The organism is Aeromonas popoffii (assembly GCF_037818705.1).
Taxonomy (GTDB): domain Bacteria; phylum Pseudomonadota; class Gammaproteobacteria; order Enterobacterales; family Aeromonadaceae; genus Aeromonas; species Aeromonas popoffii.
The window spans coordinates 152,549-171,062 of the sequence record NZ_CP149129.1 but is presented as its reverse complement, the minus strand read 5'-3'; the positions used below and the strand labels follow the sequence as shown (position 1 = coordinate 171,062).

The 18,514-nt window shown below is 58.9% G+C and carries 16 protein-coding genes; 8 read left to right on the top strand and 8 right to left on the bottom strand.

From position 1 onward, the window contains the following. Nucleotides 1-227 precede the first annotated feature (227 nt). Entirely contained in the window at nt 228-2,297 is a 2,070-nt protein-coding gene (locus tag WJM78_RS00830) for an AsmA family protein (protein WP_339012698.1), read from the top strand. 54 nt (nt 2,298-2,351) lie between these two features. On the opposite strand, the gene WJM78_RS00825 is transcribed toward WJM78_RS00830, so the two are convergent. Continuing rightward, complete coding sequence (locus WJM78_RS00825; protein WP_339012695.1) at nt 2,352-3,266, bottom strand: bifunctional GNAT family N-acetyltransferase/hotdog fold thioesterase; 915 nt, start codon at nt 3,264-3,266, stop codon at nt 2,352-2,354. A 173-nt stretch (nt 3,267-3,439) separates the two neighbouring features. Here WJM78_RS00825 and WJM78_RS00815 point away from each other — a divergent pair, with 173 nt between their 5' ends. Further along, nucleotides 3,440-4,108 (top strand): SAM-dependent methyltransferase, encoded by a 669-nt coding sequence (locus tag WJM78_RS00815; RefSeq protein ID WP_339015709.1) that lies wholly within the window; start codon nt 3,440-3,442, stop codon nt 4,106-4,108. Between the two features lie 37 nt (nt 4,109-4,145). On the opposite strand, the gene dtd is transcribed toward WJM78_RS00815, so the two are convergent. The 3 genes from dtd to typA all read right to left on the bottom strand — a co-directional run bounded on the left by dtd (nt 4,146) and on the right by typA (nt 7,534). Then, entirely contained in the window at nt 4,146-4,583 is a 438-nt protein-coding gene (gene dtd / locus WJM78_RS00810; protein WP_042033906.1) for a D-aminoacyl-tRNA deacylase, read from the bottom strand. 93 nt (nt 4,584-4,676) lie between these two features. Further along, on the bottom strand, nt 4,677-5,549 hold the full coding sequence (locus tag WJM78_RS00805) for a virulence factor BrkB family protein (protein ID WP_275929398.1): 873 nt from the start codon (nt 5,547-5,549) through the stop codon (nt 4,677-4,679). Between the two features lie 173 nt (nt 5,550-5,722). After that, a complete protein-coding gene (gene typA / locus WJM78_RS00800) occupies nt 5,723-7,534 on the bottom strand; it encodes a translational GTPase TypA (protein ID WP_042033909.1) in 1,812 nt (603 codons plus the stop codon). 351 nt (nt 7,535-7,885) lie between these two features. Between typA and glnA the strand changes: the two genes are divergently transcribed. The 5 genes from glnA to add all read left to right on the top strand — a co-directional run bounded on the left by glnA (nt 7,886) and on the right by add (nt 13,700). Next, nucleotides 7,886-9,295 (top strand): glutamate--ammonia ligase, encoded by a 1,410-nt coding sequence (glnA, locus tag WJM78_RS00795; RefSeq protein ID WP_042866924.1) that lies wholly within the window; start codon nt 7,886-7,888, stop codon nt 9,293-9,295. Nucleotides 9,296-9,411: 116 nt separating this feature from the next. Further along, the gene (locus WJM78_RS00790) at nt 9,412-9,993 is read left to right on the top strand and encodes a DUF4124 domain-containing protein (protein WP_275929399.1); all 582 of its coding nucleotides are present in this window, start codon (nt 9,412-9,414) and stop codon (nt 9,991-9,993) included. A gap of 80 nt (nt 9,994-10,073) precedes the next feature. Beyond that, nucleotides 10,074-11,129 (top strand): nitrogen regulation protein NR(II), encoded by a 1,056-nt coding sequence (gene glnL / locus WJM78_RS00785; RefSeq protein WP_212514022.1) that lies wholly within the window; start codon nt 10,074-10,076, stop codon nt 11,127-11,129. Nucleotides 11,130-11,138: 9 nt separating this feature from the next. Then, complete coding sequence (gene glnG / locus WJM78_RS00780) at nt 11,139-12,557, top strand: nitrogen regulation protein NR(I) (protein WP_339012686.1); 1,419 nt, start codon at nt 11,139-11,141, stop codon at nt 12,555-12,557. A gap of 141 nt (nt 12,558-12,698) precedes the next feature. Further along, nucleotides 12,699-13,700 (top strand): adenosine deaminase, encoded by a 1,002-nt coding sequence (add, locus tag WJM78_RS00775; protein WP_339012683.1) that lies wholly within the window; start codon nt 12,699-12,701, stop codon nt 13,698-13,700. A 77-nt stretch (nt 13,701-13,777) separates the two neighbouring features. Here add and hemN read toward each other — a convergent pair whose 3' ends face one another. The 4 genes from hemN to WJM78_RS00755 all read right to left on the bottom strand — a co-directional run bounded on the left by hemN (nt 13,778) and on the right by WJM78_RS00755 (nt 17,653). Continuing rightward, nucleotides 13,778-15,151 carry an oxygen-independent coproporphyrinogen III oxidase gene (gene hemN / locus WJM78_RS00770; RefSeq protein ID WP_339012680.1) on the bottom strand — a complete coding sequence of 458 codons (1,374 nt, stop codon included), beginning with the start codon at nt 15,149-15,151 and terminating at the stop codon, nt 13,778-13,780. A gap of 27 nt (nt 15,152-15,178) precedes the next feature. Beyond that, nucleotides 15,179-15,619, bottom strand: coding sequence for a DUF2489 domain-containing protein (locus tag WJM78_RS00765; protein WP_108535466.1), 441 nt, complete (start codon nt 15,617-15,619; stop codon nt 15,179-15,181). Between the two features lie 11 nt (nt 15,620-15,630). Beyond that, nucleotides 15,631-16,209 carry a Der GTPase-activating protein YihI gene (gene yihI / locus WJM78_RS00760; protein ID WP_275929403.1) on the bottom strand — a complete coding sequence of 193 codons (579 nt, stop codon included), beginning with the start codon at nt 16,207-16,209 and terminating at the stop codon, nt 15,631-15,633. Between the two features lie 826 nt (nt 16,210-17,035). Next, nucleotides 17,036-17,653 (bottom strand): c-type cytochrome, encoded by a 618-nt coding sequence (locus WJM78_RS00755; RefSeq protein WP_042033918.1) that lies wholly within the window; start codon nt 17,651-17,653, stop codon nt 17,036-17,038. Nucleotides 17,654-17,795: 142 nt separating this feature from the next. Between WJM78_RS00755 and yihA the strand changes: the two genes are divergently transcribed. Beyond that, nucleotides 17,796-18,449 carry a ribosome biogenesis GTP-binding protein YihA/YsxC gene (gene yihA, locus WJM78_RS00750; RefSeq protein WP_042033919.1) on the top strand — a complete coding sequence of 218 codons (654 nt, stop codon included), beginning with the start codon at nt 17,796-17,798 and terminating at the stop codon, nt 18,447-18,449. Nucleotides 18,450-18,514: the final 65 nt, after the last annotated feature.

Sequence of the window (18,514 nt, the reverse complement as noted above, 5' to 3'; positions counted from 1 at the left end):
TTGCCTGATGGACAGACACGGCTCCCACGTAGACCCCTTGATCCGCCACTGGCTCGGTTTACGGGATCACTATTCCAATGCCTGACCAAGGCAAATGCAGAAGATGGGCACATTGCCTGATGGACAGACACAGATCCCACGTAGACCCCTTGATCCGCCGCTGGCTGGGTCTGCGAGATCACCACTCCAACGCCTGACAACCATCCCAAAACAGGAGGAAAGGACCCATGAATTCCTGGTTACGCGGCCTGCTCTACCCCTTCGCCTTCCTGCTGCTGTTTGTCTGGGTCGCCCTCGGCCTGTTCGATGCAGAGCGGGCCAAGGACCCCATTGCCAGCTGGATCAGCCAGCAGACAGGTGTGCCCGTCACCATAGGGCGGCTGGTGTTCAACCCGCTCCACCCTTATACCCTGCTGGCCGAGCAGGTGAGCTATGGCGACGCCGTCACCCTCGACAAGCTCTATCTGGAGATAGAGAGCATCGACTGGCTGAGCCGGGATGTGCGCGTCGCCCATCTCGACCTGATCCGCCCCGTCATCAGGCTGCCGCTGCCCAACCAGCTGCCGAACCTGCCACTGCACTCCCTCACCATCCGCGACAGCACTATCGATCGGCTCAGCCTGCAAAGTGACGAACTGACCCTGAGCGGCCTCAACGCCACCCTCAACGACTGGCAGTTACTCAATCCGGTGCGGCCACCCCAGGCCAACCTGAGCCTCAACATCAATGAGCTGACAACCCCCACCTTTGCCCTCTCTCGCCTCAATCTCAAGGGCCGACTTGAAGGTCAGGTGCTGAGCACCGGCAAGCTGACAGCCAACCTGTTCGAGGGCCTGCTGGAAACCGGCATGACCCTGGACTGGCCCGCCCGCAGCCTGCGGCTGAGCAATCTGAAGGCGCAGGGCATGCGGATCGAGTGGGTAAAAGCGGGACACAAGGAGCTGCCGCTGCGCCACATCAGCCTGGACGTGGGACAGGTGCGTGATGTGAGCATCAGCGCCATCGAACAGGAGATCTCCCTCAACAACTTCAACGGCCAGCTCGCCGCCTTCAGCTGGCAGGCCGGCAGCACGCCGACCGGCTACTTCTCTGGCGCCCTCGGCGATCTAGGCCGCGGCCTGTTCCAGTTGGAAGATCTCAAGGGACGGGTCTCCTTCTCGCCCCAGCAGATCGACGCCGAGGTGCAGGGCAAGGCCTACGAAGGCGAATTCAATCTGGCGCTGGCACTGGATACCCAACAGCAGAAGCTGACCCTCAAAGACATGGCCCTGAGCGGCATGGACATCAGCCTGCCACAGGGGTGGTGGCAGGATTGGCAAAGTTGGCAGCCACCGCAGATCGACATCCGCAAGCTGGCATTCGACAAGCTCAAGGTGCTCTCGTTCGACGATGCCCTGCCGCTATCGCTGACCGGCTGGCAGTTCTATCTGACCGACCTCGGCCTGCGGGGCCAGCAGCCCGTGTCCCTGCTCGGCCGGGCCAGGATTGAGAGCCAGTGGTTCGAACTGGTGTGGGATGGCCTCAGTGCCCGCAACGGCACGCTGGATGGCGAACTGACCCCCAGCGCCTGGCGACTCAACAAGCTGACCAGCTCGCTGCCCGACGAAGGATCCCTCAGCCTGAGTGGCCAGTGGGGCAAGGAGCCGGGCCAGACCAGCCGGTTGCAGCTCAAGGGGGAGAAGCTGGATCTGGTGCAGTGGAGCAAACTGCTGCACTCCCCCATCTCCTTCGCTGGCAAGGCCGATCTGAGCGCCGACCTGCAAGCCCGGCACGGCAACACGCCAGGTGAGTGGCGCAGCACCCTGCAGGGGAGCTTTGCCCTCGATGCCAGCGACCCCTTCTGGGACAAGGTGCAGATAGATCCCCTGCTGGATGAGTGGTTCAAGGGCACCACCCCGCCCGCCCTCACCCCGGCTCAGCTGTGGCAGGCCATGCAGGGGGGCGACACGCCCTTCTACCACATCAAACTGCAGGGCAAGGTGGCGCAGGGCAAGTTGCAAATAGAGCAAGCCGGCGCCTCCACCATCACTCACCTGCTCGCCCTGCAGGGGGGCATAGATCTGGTCAATGAACAGTGGCAGCTGGATCTCGGCGCCCTGAATGGCCAGCGCTGCGCCGAGCTGCTGAGCCACTGGCGCGGCCCGCTCGATGCTCCTGAGCTGAGCTGGGAGTTCCCGGCCAAGCAGGCATCCTGTGGCTGGGAGGTAGGGGTGCGCTATCCGGCCCAGGGACGCAACAGCCCGCTCTGGCGACCATCACAGCCCGCCAACGCGCCCACGTCGGCCAGCGAGCCGTAAAATGAACAAGGCCTCATCATGAGGCCTTGTTGCAATCTTGCGAGAGAAAAAGCGTCAGGTCTGCTGACCGGGTCGTTTGATGGGCTGCACCACGTAGTGGCCGAGGAACTCGGCTGCCAGCTTGTCACCACTGAACAGCTTGATCTTGAGGCTGAATTTGGCCGACTCTCCCGCCTTGAGCGGCGCCAGCACAGCGGGCATTCCTTCACGGGCCACCCGCGCCTCCGGCTCCTCGTTGACCGGGCGGTAATACTTGATGTTGCCCTCCGCCAGCACAGTATCCCCCACCAGCCCCGCCTCCTTGAGCTGCAACCAGATGAGGCCCCAGCCCGCCAGCACGCACTGGCTGTAGCTGCTGCCGGCAAACATGGTGTCGTGCACATTGAGGTTGGCCGCCAGATTGGCCTTGAGATGGAACGTCTGGCCATCGTAGTGGGTGATGTGTACCCCCATCTTCTCGCTGATGGGAATGCCCCGCGCCCAGCGGGTCGTGAGATCCTGACACCACTCGGGGCGGTACTGGATGGTCTGCAAGGGGCTGAGGGACTTGATCATCTGACGGTGCGGAATGCGGCCGAAAGAGACGGGCCCTTCCCCCACCTCGAGGAAGCCGCACTTGCAATAAAACTCCACCGCCTCCTGGCGGGCGTTCATCACCAGCCGCTTCACCTTCTCGCTACGGGCCAGCTGTTCGAGATCTTCCACCATGCGAGCCCCCAGACCCTGACCACGAAACTCGGGGCGCAGCGCCATAAAGCGGATCTGGGCCTCGTCGCCACCGACAAACAGCCGGCCGACGGCGATCGGTGTGCCGTCAGGCGCCAGCATCAGGCGGTGGATGGCGACAGTATCGTATTCATCCCGTTCGGAACCAACGGGCAGATTGAAGGGTTTACGCAACAGTTCCCAGCGCAGCTGGTAGTAAGCGTCCAGCTCGGCTGCCGTTTGAGGAGTAACTACCCGGTACATAAAACGATCCTTGAGTTAGCGCCGATGGACAGATTGAAGGGCTTGCGCACCAATGCCTCCCAGCGCAACTGATAATAAGCATCCAGTTCACCTGCCGTCTGGGGAGTGACCACCCGGTACATAGTTCTATCCTTGAGTTACACTGGTCGAAAACCATCTTGCCGTGCAAATTCATGGACTTCAATCTGCAAGCGTACCAAGCCGACCACTTATTGCACCTGAGCGCCAAGCCGGAACGGCGCCTCTCCATTCTGGAAAATGCCCATCACCGCTGGCTGGAGATCGACGGCGTGGTGCAATCGGCCATGTCACTCGCCGCACCTGCTGACCTCTGTCTGCCCCATCAGCAGTGCATCGCAGACCTGTTGCCCGCCACCGCAAGCCGGGTGCTGGAGCTGGGATTGGGTGGTGGCGATCTGACCCGCCATCTGGGGGCTCGCTGGCCGGAGGCACGGCACGACTGCGTGGATCTGGATGAAGAGGTGCTGACCCTGTTTCAGGCATTCTTCCGCCACCCGACGGAACCCGCTGACCGAGCGTTGCACCTGCACCACGCCGATGCCCTCGCCTTTCTGCTGGCCCACGACGACACCTATGACTTCGCGCTGCTCGACCTGTTCAGCCAGGATGGCAACCCCCTGCTGCTGTTCCAGCCTCACCTCTATCAGACCCTGGCCGCCCGTCTGCGCGGTCCCCTCATCATCAACCTGCTGCCACGCACCCACAAGGAACTGGAGCAGGCACTCATGTTGGTCGAGGAGTGGATTGGCCCCACCCAGGCACACCCCGTGCCCGGCTGCATCAACGTGATCCTGCACACAGTTCCGCGCCACGTCGCCTAGACACGAGGCTCCCGGTGATGGCAGCTGACGCCCCCTCTCAGACCTGTAACCAGAAGGTCACAGGGCCATCGTTGAGCAGTGCCACCTTCATATCGGCGGCAAAACGACCGGTCTCGGTCGGCATGCCGCTGGCTTTTGCCTGTGCCACGAAGTAGTCGTATAGCCGCTCGGCCTCGGCTGGATGGGCGCCGCCGGAGAAGCCGGGTCTCATGCCTTTTTTGGTATCCGCCGCCAGGGTGAACTGGGAGACGACCAGCAGGCTGCCGCCAGCCTGGCTCACATTGAGGTTCATCTTGCCATTCTCGTCACTGAAAACCCGGTAGCCGCTCACCTTGTGCAGCAGCTTGTCGGCACTGGCCTCATCATCCCCCTGCTCCACCCCGAGCAGCACCAGCAGACCATTGGCTATGGCGCCGGTGATGACCCCCTCCACTGTCACGCTGGCCTCGGAAACCCGCTGGATCAATGCAATCACATCCCTCTCCTCTCAAAACAGAACGACCGCCTCCGTCTTGCTAACGGGGGCGGTCGTCGATGCTATCAATAAAGCAGCGGGCAAAACGATGGCTCAAGCCAGCTCTTCTGAGGCTGGCCGCTCATATTCACCGAGACAAGCGGTAGTTTCTGCGCCAAGCAAGACCACCAGCCAGCTGAGATAGACCCAAACAAACAGGATCGGAATGGTCGCGAGAGCGCCATAGATAGCCTGATAGGAGGGGAAGTTCGTGATGTAGATGGCAAATCCGCGCTTGGCCAACTCGAACAGGATTGCGGCCACCAAGGCACCGATGAAGGCGTGTATCAGCCGCACCTTGCAGTTGGGCACCACCGTATACACCAGCAGGAAGGTGAGCACAGAGAAGAGGAACGGCAACCATCCCAGCAGCAGGTAGCCGATACCAAACAGGCTCTCCGCCCCAAACAGCCGCAGCGAGAAAATGTAAGAGGAGATGGCGATGCTGGCACCTATGAGCACGGGGCCCAGCGTCAGTATCATCCAGTACATGGCAAACGCCTGTGCCAGCGGTCGGCCCTGGGTCGAACGCCAGATGTAGTTGAGATTCTTGTCGATGGCCAAGATCAGCATCAGCGCCACCACGATCAGGGCACCTATGCCGACGGCAGTGGTATTGGTGGCATTCGCCACGAAGCCATCTATGTACTCCTTGAGCATCTCACCCGCAGTGGGCACGAAGTTGTGATAGACGAACTGCTCTATCGCCTGCTTCAGGGTCTGGAACACGGGAAAAGCGGACATCATGCCGAACACCACGGCAATCATGGGCACCAGGGAGAGCAGAGTGACATAGGCCAGATAGCCAGCAGTCACTGTCAGCCTGTCCTGCTGGAAACGGCCCCAGACAAACTGGGCAAAGTGACCACCATCGTGGCGTAAAAAAGAGAGGGCATGACCGAGACGGCCACCGAATTTCTGCTGCATCGTGATTCCCAATGTCTTCATCATGCTGGCATTGTGTCAGATTGCATGGTCATTTGGCCACCCATGGGCCGGATAGATGCGATCTGTTCGGACATACTGACCAGCGATGCTCCGCCGGGCGACCATAAAAAAAGAGGCCATAAGGCCTCTCTCTGTCTGTCGATGAACAGATATCAAGCACGACCGGCGCGCTTGCGATCCATCTCGGTCAGCAGTTTCTTACGCACGCGAATAGCCTTGGGCGTGATCTCTACCAGCTCATCGTTGTCGATGAACTCGAGAGCCTGTTCCAGGGTCATGCGGATCGGCGGAGTCAGCACCTGGGCCTCATCGGTACCGGAGGCACGCATGTTGGTCAGCTGCTTGCCCTTCAGGCAGTTCACTGTCAGGTCGTTGGAACGGGAGTGAATACCGATCACCTGGCCTTCGTACACTTCGGTAGCGTGACCGATGAACAGACGACCACGGTCTTGCAGACCGAACAGGGCGAAGGTCAGCGCCTTGCCGGTAGCATTGGAGATCAACACGCCGTTCTGACGCTCGCCGATGCTGCCACCCTTGTGCGGACCGTAATGGTCGAAGGTGTGGTACAGCAGACCGGTACCGGACGTCATGGTCAGGAACTCGGTCTGGAAGCCGATCAGGCCACGACTCGGGATCATGAAGTCAAGACGGACACGGCCCTTGCCATCCGGGGTCATGTTGGTCATCTCGCCCTTACGCAGGCCGAGTTGCTCCATCACGGAACCCTGGTGAATCTCTTCCACGTCGACAGTCACGGTTTCGAACGGTTCGTGCAGAACGCCATCCACGGTGCGCAGGATAACTTCCGGACGGGATACTGCCAGCTCGTAACCTTCGCGACGCATGTTTTCGATCAGGATGGAGAGGTGCAGTTCACCACGACCGGATACGCGGAACTTGTCCGGATCTTCGGTCTCTTCCACACGCAGGGCCACGTTGTGGACCAGCTCCTGGTTCAGACGCTCCATGATGTTGCGGGAGGTCACGAACTTGCCTTCTTTACCAGCGAACGGTGAGGTGTTGACCTGGAAGGTCATGTTCACGGTCGGCTCGTCAACGGAGAGCGGCGGCAGGGCTTCAACAGCACCGTTATCACAGATGGTGTCGGAGATTTTCAGCTCGCCCAGACCTGTGATGGCGATGATGTCGCCCGCTTGCGCGTCAACAACTTCGGTACGGGACAGACCTAGGTAGCCAAGCACCTGACCGACCTTGCCAGTACGGGTTTTGCCATCGGCACCGACGACGGTGACTTGCTGGTTGGTCTTGACGCGACCACGGCTGATACGGCCGATACCGATAACGCCGACGTAGGAGTTGTAGTCCAGCTGGGAGATTTGCATCTGGAAAGCACCGACAGGGTCACCCTTCGGCTGCTCGACGTTGTCGACGATGGCCTGGAACAGGGGTTCCATGTTGTCGGACTCAACGCCTTGGTCCATGGTGGCCCAACCGTTCAGTGCTGAAGCGTAAACAACTTTGAAGTCCAGTTGCTCATCGGTCGCACCCAGGTTGTCAAACAGGTCGAATACCTGATCCATTACCCAGTCAGGACGAGCACCCGGACGGTCAATCTTGTTGATGACCACGATCGGCTTCAGACCCTGGGCGAAGGCTTTCTGGGTCACGAAACGAGTCTGCGGCATCGGGCCGTCAACGGCATCAACCAGCAGCAGCACCGAGTCGACCATGGACATGACACGCTCTACTTCACCACCGAAGTCAGCGTGACCCGGGGTATCAACGATGTTGATACGGTAGTCTTTCCAGCGGATCGCGGTGTTCTTGGCGAGAATGGTAATACCACGTTCCTTTTCCAGGTCGTTGGAATCCATCAGACGCTCTTGACCATCAGTGGTACGGTCCAGGGTTCCAGACTGCTGCAGCAGCTTATCAACCAGGGTAGTTTTGCCGTGGTCTACGTGCGCAATAATCGCAATATTGCGTAAATTCTCTAACATTCTCGCCTCAATCACCGGGTAAAATTGGGCGCTAATTGTACTCTCGCCTTTGTGATCTGCCTAGCAGAATTACAGTGCAATCTCGTATAACAGGGGTTCGGGATCATAGACCTTCCGCTCAAAGCCTGCTTAGATGGGGGCTGACCGTATACTGCGCACCATTTTAGTGCACCAAAACGATCCACTCTTGCACTATTTTGAGGCGTAACGCGCTGAGATGGCGGGTCTTGGGGCAGGGTTATAGTCGCAAATGCCCTGAAATCAAGCTGTCACAAACTTGGCACGATACTGGCTTATGTGAATAAGATGACGCATTCACCCTAAGAGTTTTAACACCGGAGGTTACTTAGCATGTCAGCCCAGAACGTTTTGGCCCTGATCCAGGAACACGAAGTCAAGTTTGTTGACCTGCGCTTTACCGACACCAAAGGTAAAGAGCAGCACGTATCCATCCCTTCCCACCAGGTCAACGAAGACTTCTTCGAAGACGGCAAGATGTTCGATGGCTCCTCCATCGGCGGCTGGAAGGGCATCAACGAATCTGACATGGTGCTGATGCCGGATGCGGCCTCCGCCAAGCTGGATCCGTTCACCGAAGAGACCACCCTGAACATCGTCTGCGATGTGCTGGAACCGGCCACCATGCAAGGTTATGACCGCGATCCCCGCTCCATCTCCAAGCGTGCCGAAGATTTCCTGAAAGCCAGCGGCATCGCTGACACCGTGCTGTTCGGGCCGGAGCCGGAATTCTTCATGTTCGACAACATCACCTTCTCGAACACCATGGGCCACAGCTTCGTGAAAATCGAATCTGAAGAAGCCGCCTGGAACTCGGGTACCGAGTACGAGCACGGCAACAAGGGCCACCGTCCGTTCGTGAAAGGCGGTTACTTCCCGGTTGCACCGGTTGACTCCTCCCAGGACATCCGCGCCGCCATGTGTCTGGTGCTGGAAGAGATGGGCCAGGTCGTTGAAGCTCACCACCACGAAGTGGCGACCGCCGGTCAGAACGAGATCGCGACCCGTTTCAACACCCTCACGCTGAAAGCAGATGAAGTTCAGGTTCTGAAGTACGTGATCCACAACGTGGCCCACGCCTACAACAAGACCGTCACCTTCATGCCGAAGCCCATGTTCGGTGACAACGGCTCCGGCATGCACTGCCACCAGTCCCTGGCCAAGAACGGCGTCAACCTGTTCGCCGGCGACCTGTACGGCGGTCTGTCCGAGATGGCACTGCACTACATCGGCGGTATCATCAAGCACGCCAAGGCCATCAATGCCTTCGCCAACCCAACCACCAACTCCTACAAGCGTCTGGTTCCGGGTTATGAAGCCCCTGTCATGCTGGCTTACTCAGCCCGCAACCGCTCTGCCTCCATCCGTATTCCGGTGGTGCCGAGCCCGAAAGCTCGTCGTATCGAAGTGCGTTTCCCGGATCCGGCAGCCAACCCGTACCTGGCGTTCGCAGCACAGCTGATGGCCGGTCTGGACGGCATCATCAACAAGATCCATCCGGGCGATGCCATGGACAAGAACTTGTATGACCTGCCGCCGGAAGAGGCCGCTGAAGTACCGACCGTGGCCGGCTCTCTGGACGAAGCGCTGGCCGCACTGGACAGCGATCGCGAGTTCCTGACCCGCGGTGGCGTGTTCAGCGATGACTTCATCAACTCCTACCTGGAACTGAAACAACAGGATGTTGACCGCGTGCGCATGACCCCGCACCCGCTGGAGTTCGAACTGTACTACTCCGTCTAAATCGGAACAGACTGCCCGTTTAAATCCGGTCAGCTTGCTTAATCGTGACAAAACCCGCCATCTGGCGGGTTTTTTCTCTGATAGGATTAAGCAAATTACCGTCTAAGGAGAGATGGATGAACAACAAGCACGGCATAGGGATACTCACCCTCATGCTGCTAACCTCGTTCGGCGTTGATGCGACCAGGGTCTACTCCTGGGTCGATAGCAATGGCGTCACCCACTTCACGGATGCCCCTCCCCCCGGCCAGAAAGCCAAAGAAGTGGATCTGCGGGTTGCCCCTCTCATTGGCAGCTCGCCGCGCTCGGTGCAGGTGGAGAACTTCAACAGCCTGACCGGCGTCGATACCAAGAAGGAGAAGGAAGCTGTCAAGCTGGCGATCGAACTGCTCTCACCAGAACAGGGCAGCACGCTGCGCGACAACACGGGCAACGTGGTGTTCCAGGGGCAGATCAGTCCGAAAGCACCGGCCCAGTATGACGTGCGCTTGCTCCTGAATGGCAAGGCGGCGCCCGTAGTCAAAAATGGCTTGGCCGTGCGGGTCGAGAACCTGGATCGCGGTGCCCACCAGGCCCAACTCGAGTTGTTGGCCAAAGACGGTACGATCCTTGCTGAATCCAAGGTAGTCACCTTCTACCTGCACCGAGCCAGCCTCAATCCGGCACCAAAAGTGACCCCCCGCCCCAACAGGGGGTGATCCTGTGCATCGATACGGGTAGACTAAATGCACCATACTGGTGCATTACTGGTGTATAGCACCGTTTTAGGGAGAAACCTGTGCCAGCCCGCCCGGATCAAGCCAAGATACTGCTCGATAACTTGCTGACCGCCGTCATCCTGATGGATGAGCGGCTCTGCATCCAGTTCGTCAACCCGGCGGCCGAACAACTGCTCTCCCTCAGCCAGCGCCGGCTGATCGGGATCGAGCTGCCCTATCTGCTGGAACACATTTCCCTCGATTTGCAGCGCCTCAAGCAATGCCTCACCTCGGGGCAGGGCTTCACCGACAGCGAAGTGACCCTGGTGGTTGAAGGAGAACCCAGACTGGTGGAGATGAGCGTGAGCCCGCTCGCCGACCATGAACAACGGCTGATGGTGGTGGAGCTGCGCAAGATAGATCAACAGAAGAAGATCAGCCAGGAGCTGCAACAACATGCCCAGCAACAGGCCGCCAAGGAGCTGGTGCGCGGTCTGGCTCACGAGATCAAGAACCCGCTGGGCGGCCTGCGTGGCGCGGCTCAGCTGCTGCAAAAAGAGCTGCCGGATCCGGCCTTGCGTGAATACACCGGCATAATCATCGAACAGGCCGACCGGCTGCGGGTGCTGGTCGACCGACTGCTCGGCCCCCAGCGTCCCGGCCGCCACCAGATGCACAATGTCCATTCAGTGCTGGAGCAGGTGCGCCGTCTGGTGGAGCTCGAACTGCCACCCTCGGTACGTATCGAGCGGGATTACGACCCCAGCATTCCGGAATTCGAGATGGAGCCGGATCAGCTGCAGCAGGCCTTTCTCAACATAGTGCGCAACGCCGCCGAAGCGCTGGGCGATCAGACCGGCCTTATCCGCATCAAGACCCGCACCGCCTTCCAGATCACCATCCACGGCCAGCGCTACCGGCTGGCAGCGGAGATCAAGATCATCGACAACGGCCCCGGCATCCCCGATGCCATCCGCGATACCCTCTTTTACCCCATGATCACCGGCAAGGAGGGGGGCACCGGGCTCGGCCTCTCCATCGCCCAGAACCTGATCGATCAGCACAAGGGGCGAATCGACTGTATCAGCTGGCCGGGTCACACCGAATTCACCCTCTTTCTACCGCTTCGCAAATAAGGGAACGTCATGACAGCAAAAGTGTGGATCGTCGATGACGACAGTTCTATCCGCTGGGTGCTGGAACGCACCCTCGGCAGCGAAGGCTTCGAGTGCGAGAGCTTCGCCGACGGCGAGGCCCTGCTGAGCTCGCTCGAGATGCGCTCGCCGGATGTGATCATCTCCGATATCCGCATGCCAGGCATAGACGGCCTCAGCCTGCTGGAGCAGATCCACCGCCGCCAGGCCGATCTGCCCATCATCATCATGACCGCCCACTCGGATCTGGACAGCGCGGTCAACGCCTACCAGCGCGGCGCCTTCGAGTACCTGCCCAAACCGTTCGACATAGACGAGGCAGTGACCCTGGTGCGCCGCGCCGAGAATCACCTGAAAGAGCAGCGTACCAAGCGCAAGACGCGCCCGCAGGAGACGACCACCACCCCTGAAATCATCGGCGAGGCACCGGCGATGCAGGAGGTGTTCCGCGCCATAGGCCGGCTGTCGCGCTCCAGCATCTCTGTGCTGATCAACGGCCAGAGCGGCACCGGCAAGGAGCTGGTCGCCCACGCGCTGCACAAGCACAGCCCGCGTGCCCACAAACACTTCATCGCCCTCAATATGGCGGCTATCCCGAAAGATCTCATCGAATCCGAGCTGTTTGGTCATGAGAAAGGGGCTTTCACCGGCGCCAACAACATCCGTCACGGCCGCTTCGAGCAGGCTGACGGCGGCACCCTGTTTCTCGACGAGATAGGCGATATGCCGCTGGATGTGCAGACCCGCTTGTTACGGGTGCTGGCCGATGGCCAATTCTACCGGGTCGGTGGCCATCAACCGGTGCAGGTGGACGTGCGGATCATCGCCGCCACCCACCAGAATCTGGAGAAGCGGGTCGCCGATGGCGAATTCCGGGAGGATCTGTTCCACCGCCTCAACGTCATTCGCATCCACATTCCGGCCCTCAAGGAGCGCCGCGAGGACATACCCCAACTGGCCCAGCACTTTTTACTGCGGGCGGCCAAGGAGCTGAGCGTGGAGAGCAAGAGCCTGCACCCGGATACCCAGGCCTACATCAGCCGTCTCACCTGGCCGGGCAACGTACGCCAGCTGGAGAACGTTTGCCGCTGGCTGACCGTGATGGCCTCGGGTCAGGAGGTGCTGGTAGGGGATCTACCCGCCGAACTGCTGACCCCCATCACCAGCACGGCCGAACCGGGCCAGCCAGCCCTGTCCGGCGGCTGGCAGCAGCAGTTGCAGGATTGGGTCGCCAGCAAACTGGCACTGGGGGAGACCGACATCCTGGCCGACGCCCTGCCCCAGTTCGAGCGGATCATGCTGGAGACGGCGCTGGATCACACCCATGGCCACAAACAGGAAGCCGCCCGCCTGCTCGGCTGGGGTCGCAACACCCTGACCCGCAAGCTGAAGGAGCTCGACCTCTCCTGAGTCCTCTGGAAAAACGATTCCCATCACGCCTTGGCACATCACTGACCAATAAGACCCCGTTTGATTTCAAACGGGGTATCTTTTTTGAGAGCCCTGCCTAGAATGACAGGCTTTCAAACCCGACTCGAAGAAGGCGCCACCATGATTGACAGATCTCTCCCCCTGACCGACCTGCACCGTCATCTGGACGGCAACATTCGTCCGCAGACCATCCTCGAGCTGGGACGTCAGCACAATCTCCCGCTGCCCGCCAATGAACTGGAGGCGCTGCGTCCTCACGTGCAAATTGTCGAGAACGAGCCGAGCCTGGTCGCCTTCCTGAAGAAGCTGGACTGGGGTGTTGCCGTGCTGGCCGACTATGACGCCTGCCGCCGGGTTGCCTACGAAAACGTGGAAGATCTGCTGCGCGCCGGTATCGACTATGCCGAGCTGCGCTTCAGCCCGGCCTACATGGCGATGGCCCACAAGCTGCACCCGCAGGGCGTGGTGGAAGCCATCATAGACGGCGTGGCTGCCGGCAGCCGCGACTTCGGCATCAAGACCAACCTGATCGGCATCATGAGCCGTACCTTTGGCACCGAGCAGTGTAATCAGGAGCTGGCCGCCTGTCTGGCCCACCGTGACAAGCTGGTCGCCATCGATCTGGCCGGTGACGAGCTGGGCTTCCCGGGTGAACTCTTTATCGACCACTTCCGCAAGGTGCGCGATGCAGGCATGCGCGTCACAGTGCACGCAGGCGAAGCGGCGGGCCCCGAAAGCATGTGGCAAGCCATTCGCGAGCTGGGCGCCGAACGTATCGGTCACGGCGTCAAGGCGATTGCGGATCCGGCCCTGATGGCCTACCTGGCGGAGCACCGCATCGGCATCGAATCCTGCCTCACCTCCAATATCCAGACCACCACGGTCGCCAGCCTGACCGAACACCCGATCCGCCAGTTCCTGGCAGCCGGTGTGCTGGCCTGCCTCAACACCGACGATCCGGCGGTCGAAGGCATAGACCTGCCCCACGAATATGAAATGGCTGCCCCGGCCGCTGGCATGACGGCCAGCGAGATCCGCACCGCCCAGCAAAACGGCCTGACCCTCGCCTTCCTGAGCGATGGCGAGAAAGCCGAGCTGAGCGCCCGCGCCGCCAGCCGCTGAGCCTTGACTCCTTTGCTTACCCCATAAAAAAACCGCCTGAAACGGCGGTTTTTTATCTTCAGTGCAGCGCTGCCGGTTCAGATCACCCGGGAGAACTGCTGCTGGCGCGCCTTGTTGCGCAGGTAGACATCGAAACACATACAGATGTTGCGAATGAGCAGCTGACCAGTGGAGACCACTTCCAGCCCCTCGTCAGTCATGCGTACCAGACCGTCGTCGATAAAGGTCTGCAACAGCTTGAGATCGTCGGCGAAGTACTCCTTGAAGACCAGACCATGGGCCTGCTCGACGGCGGCGAAGTTCAAGCGAAAGTCACAGATGAGGCGCTTGATCACCTCGCGGCGAATAAGATCGTCCTGATTGAGGGAGCACCCCTTCCACTGGGCATGACCCAGCGTTTCTACCTGAGCATAATAGGCCTTGAGTTCTTTCTGGTTCTGGGAATAGGCATCGCCGATCATGCTGATGGAGGAGACCCCCAGCCCTAGCAGATCACAATCCCCCTGGGTGGTGTAGCCCTGGAAGTTGCGGTGCAACTTGCCTTCCCGCTGCGCCACCGCCAGCTCGTCATCAGGCTTGGCGAAGTGATCCATGCCAATGAACTGGTAACCCTGACCGGTGAGGAAGCCGATGGTGTCCTGCAGCATGGCCAGCTTCTCCCGGGGGGCTGGCATGTCTTCCTCTTTCAGCTTGTGCTGGGCGGCGAAACGGCTCGGCAGATGGGCATAGTTGAAGATGGAAAGGCGGGCCGGATCCGTCTTGAGTACTTCTTCCAGGGTGTGGTGGAAGCTATCGCGATTCTGGTGTGGCAGGCCGTAGATGAGGTCCAGGTTGGTCGAGCGAAAGCCCAGTTCGCGAGCACGCTCCAGCATCGCGCGGATGAAGTCGTTATCCTGCTCGCGATTGACCGCGACCTGCACCGCCTTGTTGAAGTCCTGCACGCCGAGGCTGATGCGGTTAAACCCCACTTCGCGCAGCACATCCAGCATAGTGAGTTCGATCTCGCGCGGGTCCACTTCGATGCTTATCTCGCCTTCATCCGCGAACTGGAAGTGCTCACGCAACATGGCCATCAAGCGGCGAGTCTGGGATTCGTTCAGATAGGTGGGCGTGCCACCACCCCAGTGCAACTGAGTCACCAGCCGGTGTTTGAACAGGGGGGCCTGCGCTTTGATCTCCTGCTCGAGATAGTCGAGGTACTGATCGGCCTTGTGCTGATGACGGGTGATCACCTTGTTGCAGCCGCAGTAATAGCAGAGCTTGTGACAGAAGGGGATGTGCACGTAGAGGGACAGGTTGCGCGCCGGATACTGGCCTGCGGCGTGGACGAAGTCCGGATAACCGAAGCGCTCGTTGAACTCCAGCGCAGTGGGATAGGAGGTGTAGCGCGGGCCGCTGTAGTTATATTTTTCGATCAGGGCCTGATCCCACACAATCTGTTCTGCTTGCACGCTTGCTTCCTCTTTTTTGTTATCGGCTCACCGGCTTAACTGAAAATCCTTCAGTTGGGCCACATCCTTGAGGATCTGCGCCTCCAGCTCGGCCTCATAGCCACTGCGTTCGAGATCCATCTTCATCACTTCATTACGCTTGAGGGCACGTCTCGCCTCATGAGTCGGCATCTCTTTCACCTTCTCATAGAGAGCGTACAAACCCGGAAATTCGCTGGCAAAGGCGCGGCCGCCCTTGATCTGCAAAGCATCCAGCAAATTGGTCAGCCGGATGGCGCCTTCGGAATAGTCGCACTGACCGTCCCGCACCGCATGGGCAATCACTCGCACGCTGTCGAGAATGCGCTCATTGCGGGCCGCAATGGCCTGCCGTTGCATATCACGCTGGCGCTTGAGTCGGGCCAGCAGGGTACCGGCATACACGGCCAGCCCCAGCAAAATCAGGCCGCCCAACAGGGCGGCCAGCATCCATCCACTCATCACTTTTTCTTCGGCTCAGGCTTGGGCTCAGGCTGATAGTCAACCTGGGTGAAGCGATCCCACAGCTCCTCTTCGGAGGCTGGCTGGCTCGGCTCGTCATAGCTGGCATCGTCGAAGGAGCCATCGTCGTCTTCGTCATCATCGTTGTCTATGATGCCAAGCTCATCCATCAGCTCCTGATAGCGATCGACACGCTGGTCAACCCAGGTCTGCTCGGCCGCTTCCAGGGTCTCGCCGGCATCGAGGCGATCCAGCAGATCGTTCAGGCGATCATCATTCTCGATGGCGGCCAGCTCCTGCTCAGGCGTCATCACCAGCTTCTTCTCTTTCAACGGCTTGGGCGCAACCGGCTTGCCGCTCTTCTCTTCCACTATCAGGGCGACCGGCTTGCGGGAGCCGATACGCGGATCCTTGGCCTGCTTGCCATTTTTGTTGCTGGCCTGTTCTGCCTGCTGGCGGGAGCCCGCCTTCAAGCCCTTACGCTTGGCGGCGCGTTTGCGCTCACGGCCTTCCAGGGCACTGGCATCTGATTCTTTGCGCTTACCGGTAGGCTTGCGATTGGGTTGTTTAGCCGACATGAATGACTGACTCCGACAAATAACTGGATTGAAGCCGCTCCCGGGATGAAACCATCCGGGGAGGATACTGACACGGGGGACAGTGGAGCAGAAACAAGAGCGGGATCCTGCACCAACCCGACCATTTCTGGCGTCTGAACACCGCAGGATCGGCATCCTCTGGGCATGTTGCTGGTATTTTGACACAGAATGGCTAATCGGGTTAATGACCCAAAAGAAAAAAGGCAGCCGAAGCTGCCTCGATATGTTTATGCGAGTCCCATCCCTGGCTGCAAATCACCCTGTCCGTGGCGATACCTCTGCGCATCATATCTTTGTATATGGTCGTCCTGACCTTAATGGTCGTTCCTGAATGTGCGTGTGCTTGCTTAACCCATGGAGATGGCCTCCGGCCGTCATTCTGGGGTGGTTGCATCCCGCAGCCCCGCTCTTCCTGAGCAGTCACCATCCTGGTATTTCAATCCCTTGCCTGTCACTTGCCTGTTCCTGTGGCATCCCGCCGTATCGACATCCTGTCTTCACAACATCCCGGTCGTGAATCGCCCCGTGGGTCACTCCATGCATCCACTGTATCAACTTAATAAAATGACTCAATCCACCGAGAACGTTTTCAAACGGAGATAAATCGCTTGTTGTCATTTAACATATTGAAATTAATGAATTACTCAACATTATTGAAAAATGTTTAAGCCCTGGCCAGACCAATGAATGGGGGATCTCTTACAACAATGCGAGAAATAATTGGCCAAATGGAGTTAAAGGCCAAAAAGAAACGAGGAGCCGGTAGCTCCTCGTTAATATCAATGGGGTGCATCATCATGCGCTATCAGTGCAAGCCTGCCACGTATATGGACAAGGCCTCTATATCCTGATCGGTCAGCTTCTTGGCAACGTCCCGCATCATGCTGTTCGGGTCGTTATCACGGGCAGCCGCACGAAACGCGGTGAGCTGGGCCTTGATATAAGCAGGATGTTGGCCGGACAGACTCGGATATTTGGCCTGCTCGACACCCGAACCCCGTGGGCCATGACAAGCGGTACAAGCAGCCAGACCACGGCTCATGTCACCACCCATATAGAGCGCTTTACCCGCTGCTACAGCGTCATCAGGCACCGCAATCGGTGTTACCTTCTGGCTGGAAAAGTAGGCAGCGAGGTCTTCCATGTCCTGGTCGGACAAGGGGAGAGCCATAGGCCCCATAATGGGCGCAACCCGACCAATTTGGCCAGAAGCTGCAGCCTTCAGTTCAACTAATTGCTTTTTGATATATGATGCGTGCTGACCAGCAATCTTGGGGTACATATCGACAAGGCTGTTTCCGTCCGGTCCATGACAAGCCGCACACACGGCAGCCTTGGATTGTCCCGCAGCGGCATCGCCCTTGGCTTGTGCCATCCCCGTTACGCCAACCATCAGAGCAAGAGTAATGACTAGGTTCTTCATGGCGTTCCAACTTCTCGTTATTAGGCTTCCAGATCCCATGCCGCTGAAGGCATGTTAAAATAAACGCGTTTAAGCGGCGCCATTTTACACGATTTCACAAAAAAGTAACTCTATAACCCTCTATCTCTATGGGGAATTTACGTTGGATACACAAACTCTAAATTTCAATAAGGTGCATTTTGTGACCAGCGCACCCGACATCCGTCACCTGCCAAATGATGGGGGTGTCGAGATTGCGTTTGCCGGCCGTTCCAATGCCGGTAAGTCATCTGCATTGAACACCTTAACCAAGCACAAGAACCTGGCTCGCACCAGTAAGACCCCGGGCCGCACCCAGCTGATCAACCTGTTTGAACTGGAACCGGGCAAGCGTCTGGTCGATCTGCCGGGCTATGGTTATGCACAAGTACCGCTGGAAATGAAGCTAAAGTGGCAAAAGTCACTGGCAGAATACCTGCAGCGTCGTGAGTCATTGAAAGGCCTGGTGATCCTGATGGACATACGTCACCCGCTCAAAGATACCGACATGAACATGCTGGAGTGGAGCTCCCACCGTGAACTGCCGGTTATGCTGCTGCTGACCAAAGCGGACAAGCTAAGCCCGGGTCCCCGCAACAATCAGGTCATCAAGGTTCGTCAGGCCATTGCCGACCTGGGCCCGCAGATACAGGTAGAAGCCTTCTCCTCCCTCAACAATATCGGGGTGGAAAAACTGGCCCAGACCCTGTCTGGCTGGTATCTGGCCGGGGCAGACGAGATCGCCGAAGGTGATGAACAAGAGCAGATAGAGGAATAATGCATTCCTTCATCATTCTGCTCTTCCCTCCTTGCAATTGGCGGAGTTGACCCTCCGCTGATTGA

Bases quoted from the DNA above. Each gene is read 5' to 3' on its own strand.
- WJM78_RS00830 (WP_339012698.1), top strand. From the start codon at position 228: ATGAATTCCTGGTTACGCGGCCTGCTCTACCCCTTCGCCTTCCTGCTG.
- WJM78_RS00825 (WP_339012695.1), bottom strand. From the start codon at position 3,266: ATGTACCGGGTAGTTACTCCTCAAACGGCAGCCGAGCTGGACGCTTAC.
- WJM78_RS00815 (WP_339015709.1), top strand. From the start codon at position 3,440: ATGGACTTCAATCTGCAAGCGTACCAAGCCGACCACTTATTGCACCTG.
- WJM78_RS00805 (WP_275929398.1), bottom strand. From the start codon at position 5,549: ATGCAGCAGAAATTCGGTGGCCGTCTCGGTCATGCCCTCTCTTTTTTA.
- typA (WP_042033909.1), bottom strand. From the start codon at position 7,534: ATGTTAGAGAATTTACGCAATATTGCGATTATTGCGCACGTAGACCAC.
- glnA (WP_042866924.1), top strand. From the start codon at position 7,886: ATGTCAGCCCAGAACGTTTTGGCCCTGATCCAGGAACACGAAGTCAAG.
- WJM78_RS00790 (WP_275929399.1), top strand. From the start codon at position 9,412: ATGAACAACAAGCACGGCATAGGGATACTCACCCTCATGCTGCTAACC.
- glnG (WP_339012686.1), top strand. From the start codon at position 11,139: ATGACAGCAAAAGTGTGGATCGTCGATGACGACAGTTCTATCCGCTGG.
- add (WP_339012683.1), top strand. From the start codon at position 12,699: ATGATTGACAGATCTCTCCCCCTGACCGACCTGCACCGTCATCTGGAC.
- WJM78_RS00765 (WP_108535466.1), bottom strand. From the start codon at position 15,619: ATGCTGGCCGCCCTGTTGGGCGGCCTGATTTTGCTGGGGCTGGCCGTG.
- yihI (WP_275929403.1), bottom strand. From the start codon at position 16,209: ATGTCGGCTAAACAACCCAATCGCAAGCCTACCGGTAAGCGCAAAGAA.
- WJM78_RS00755 (WP_042033918.1), bottom strand. From the start codon at position 17,653: ATGAAGAACCTAGTCATTACTCTTGCTCTGATGGTTGGCGTAACGGGG.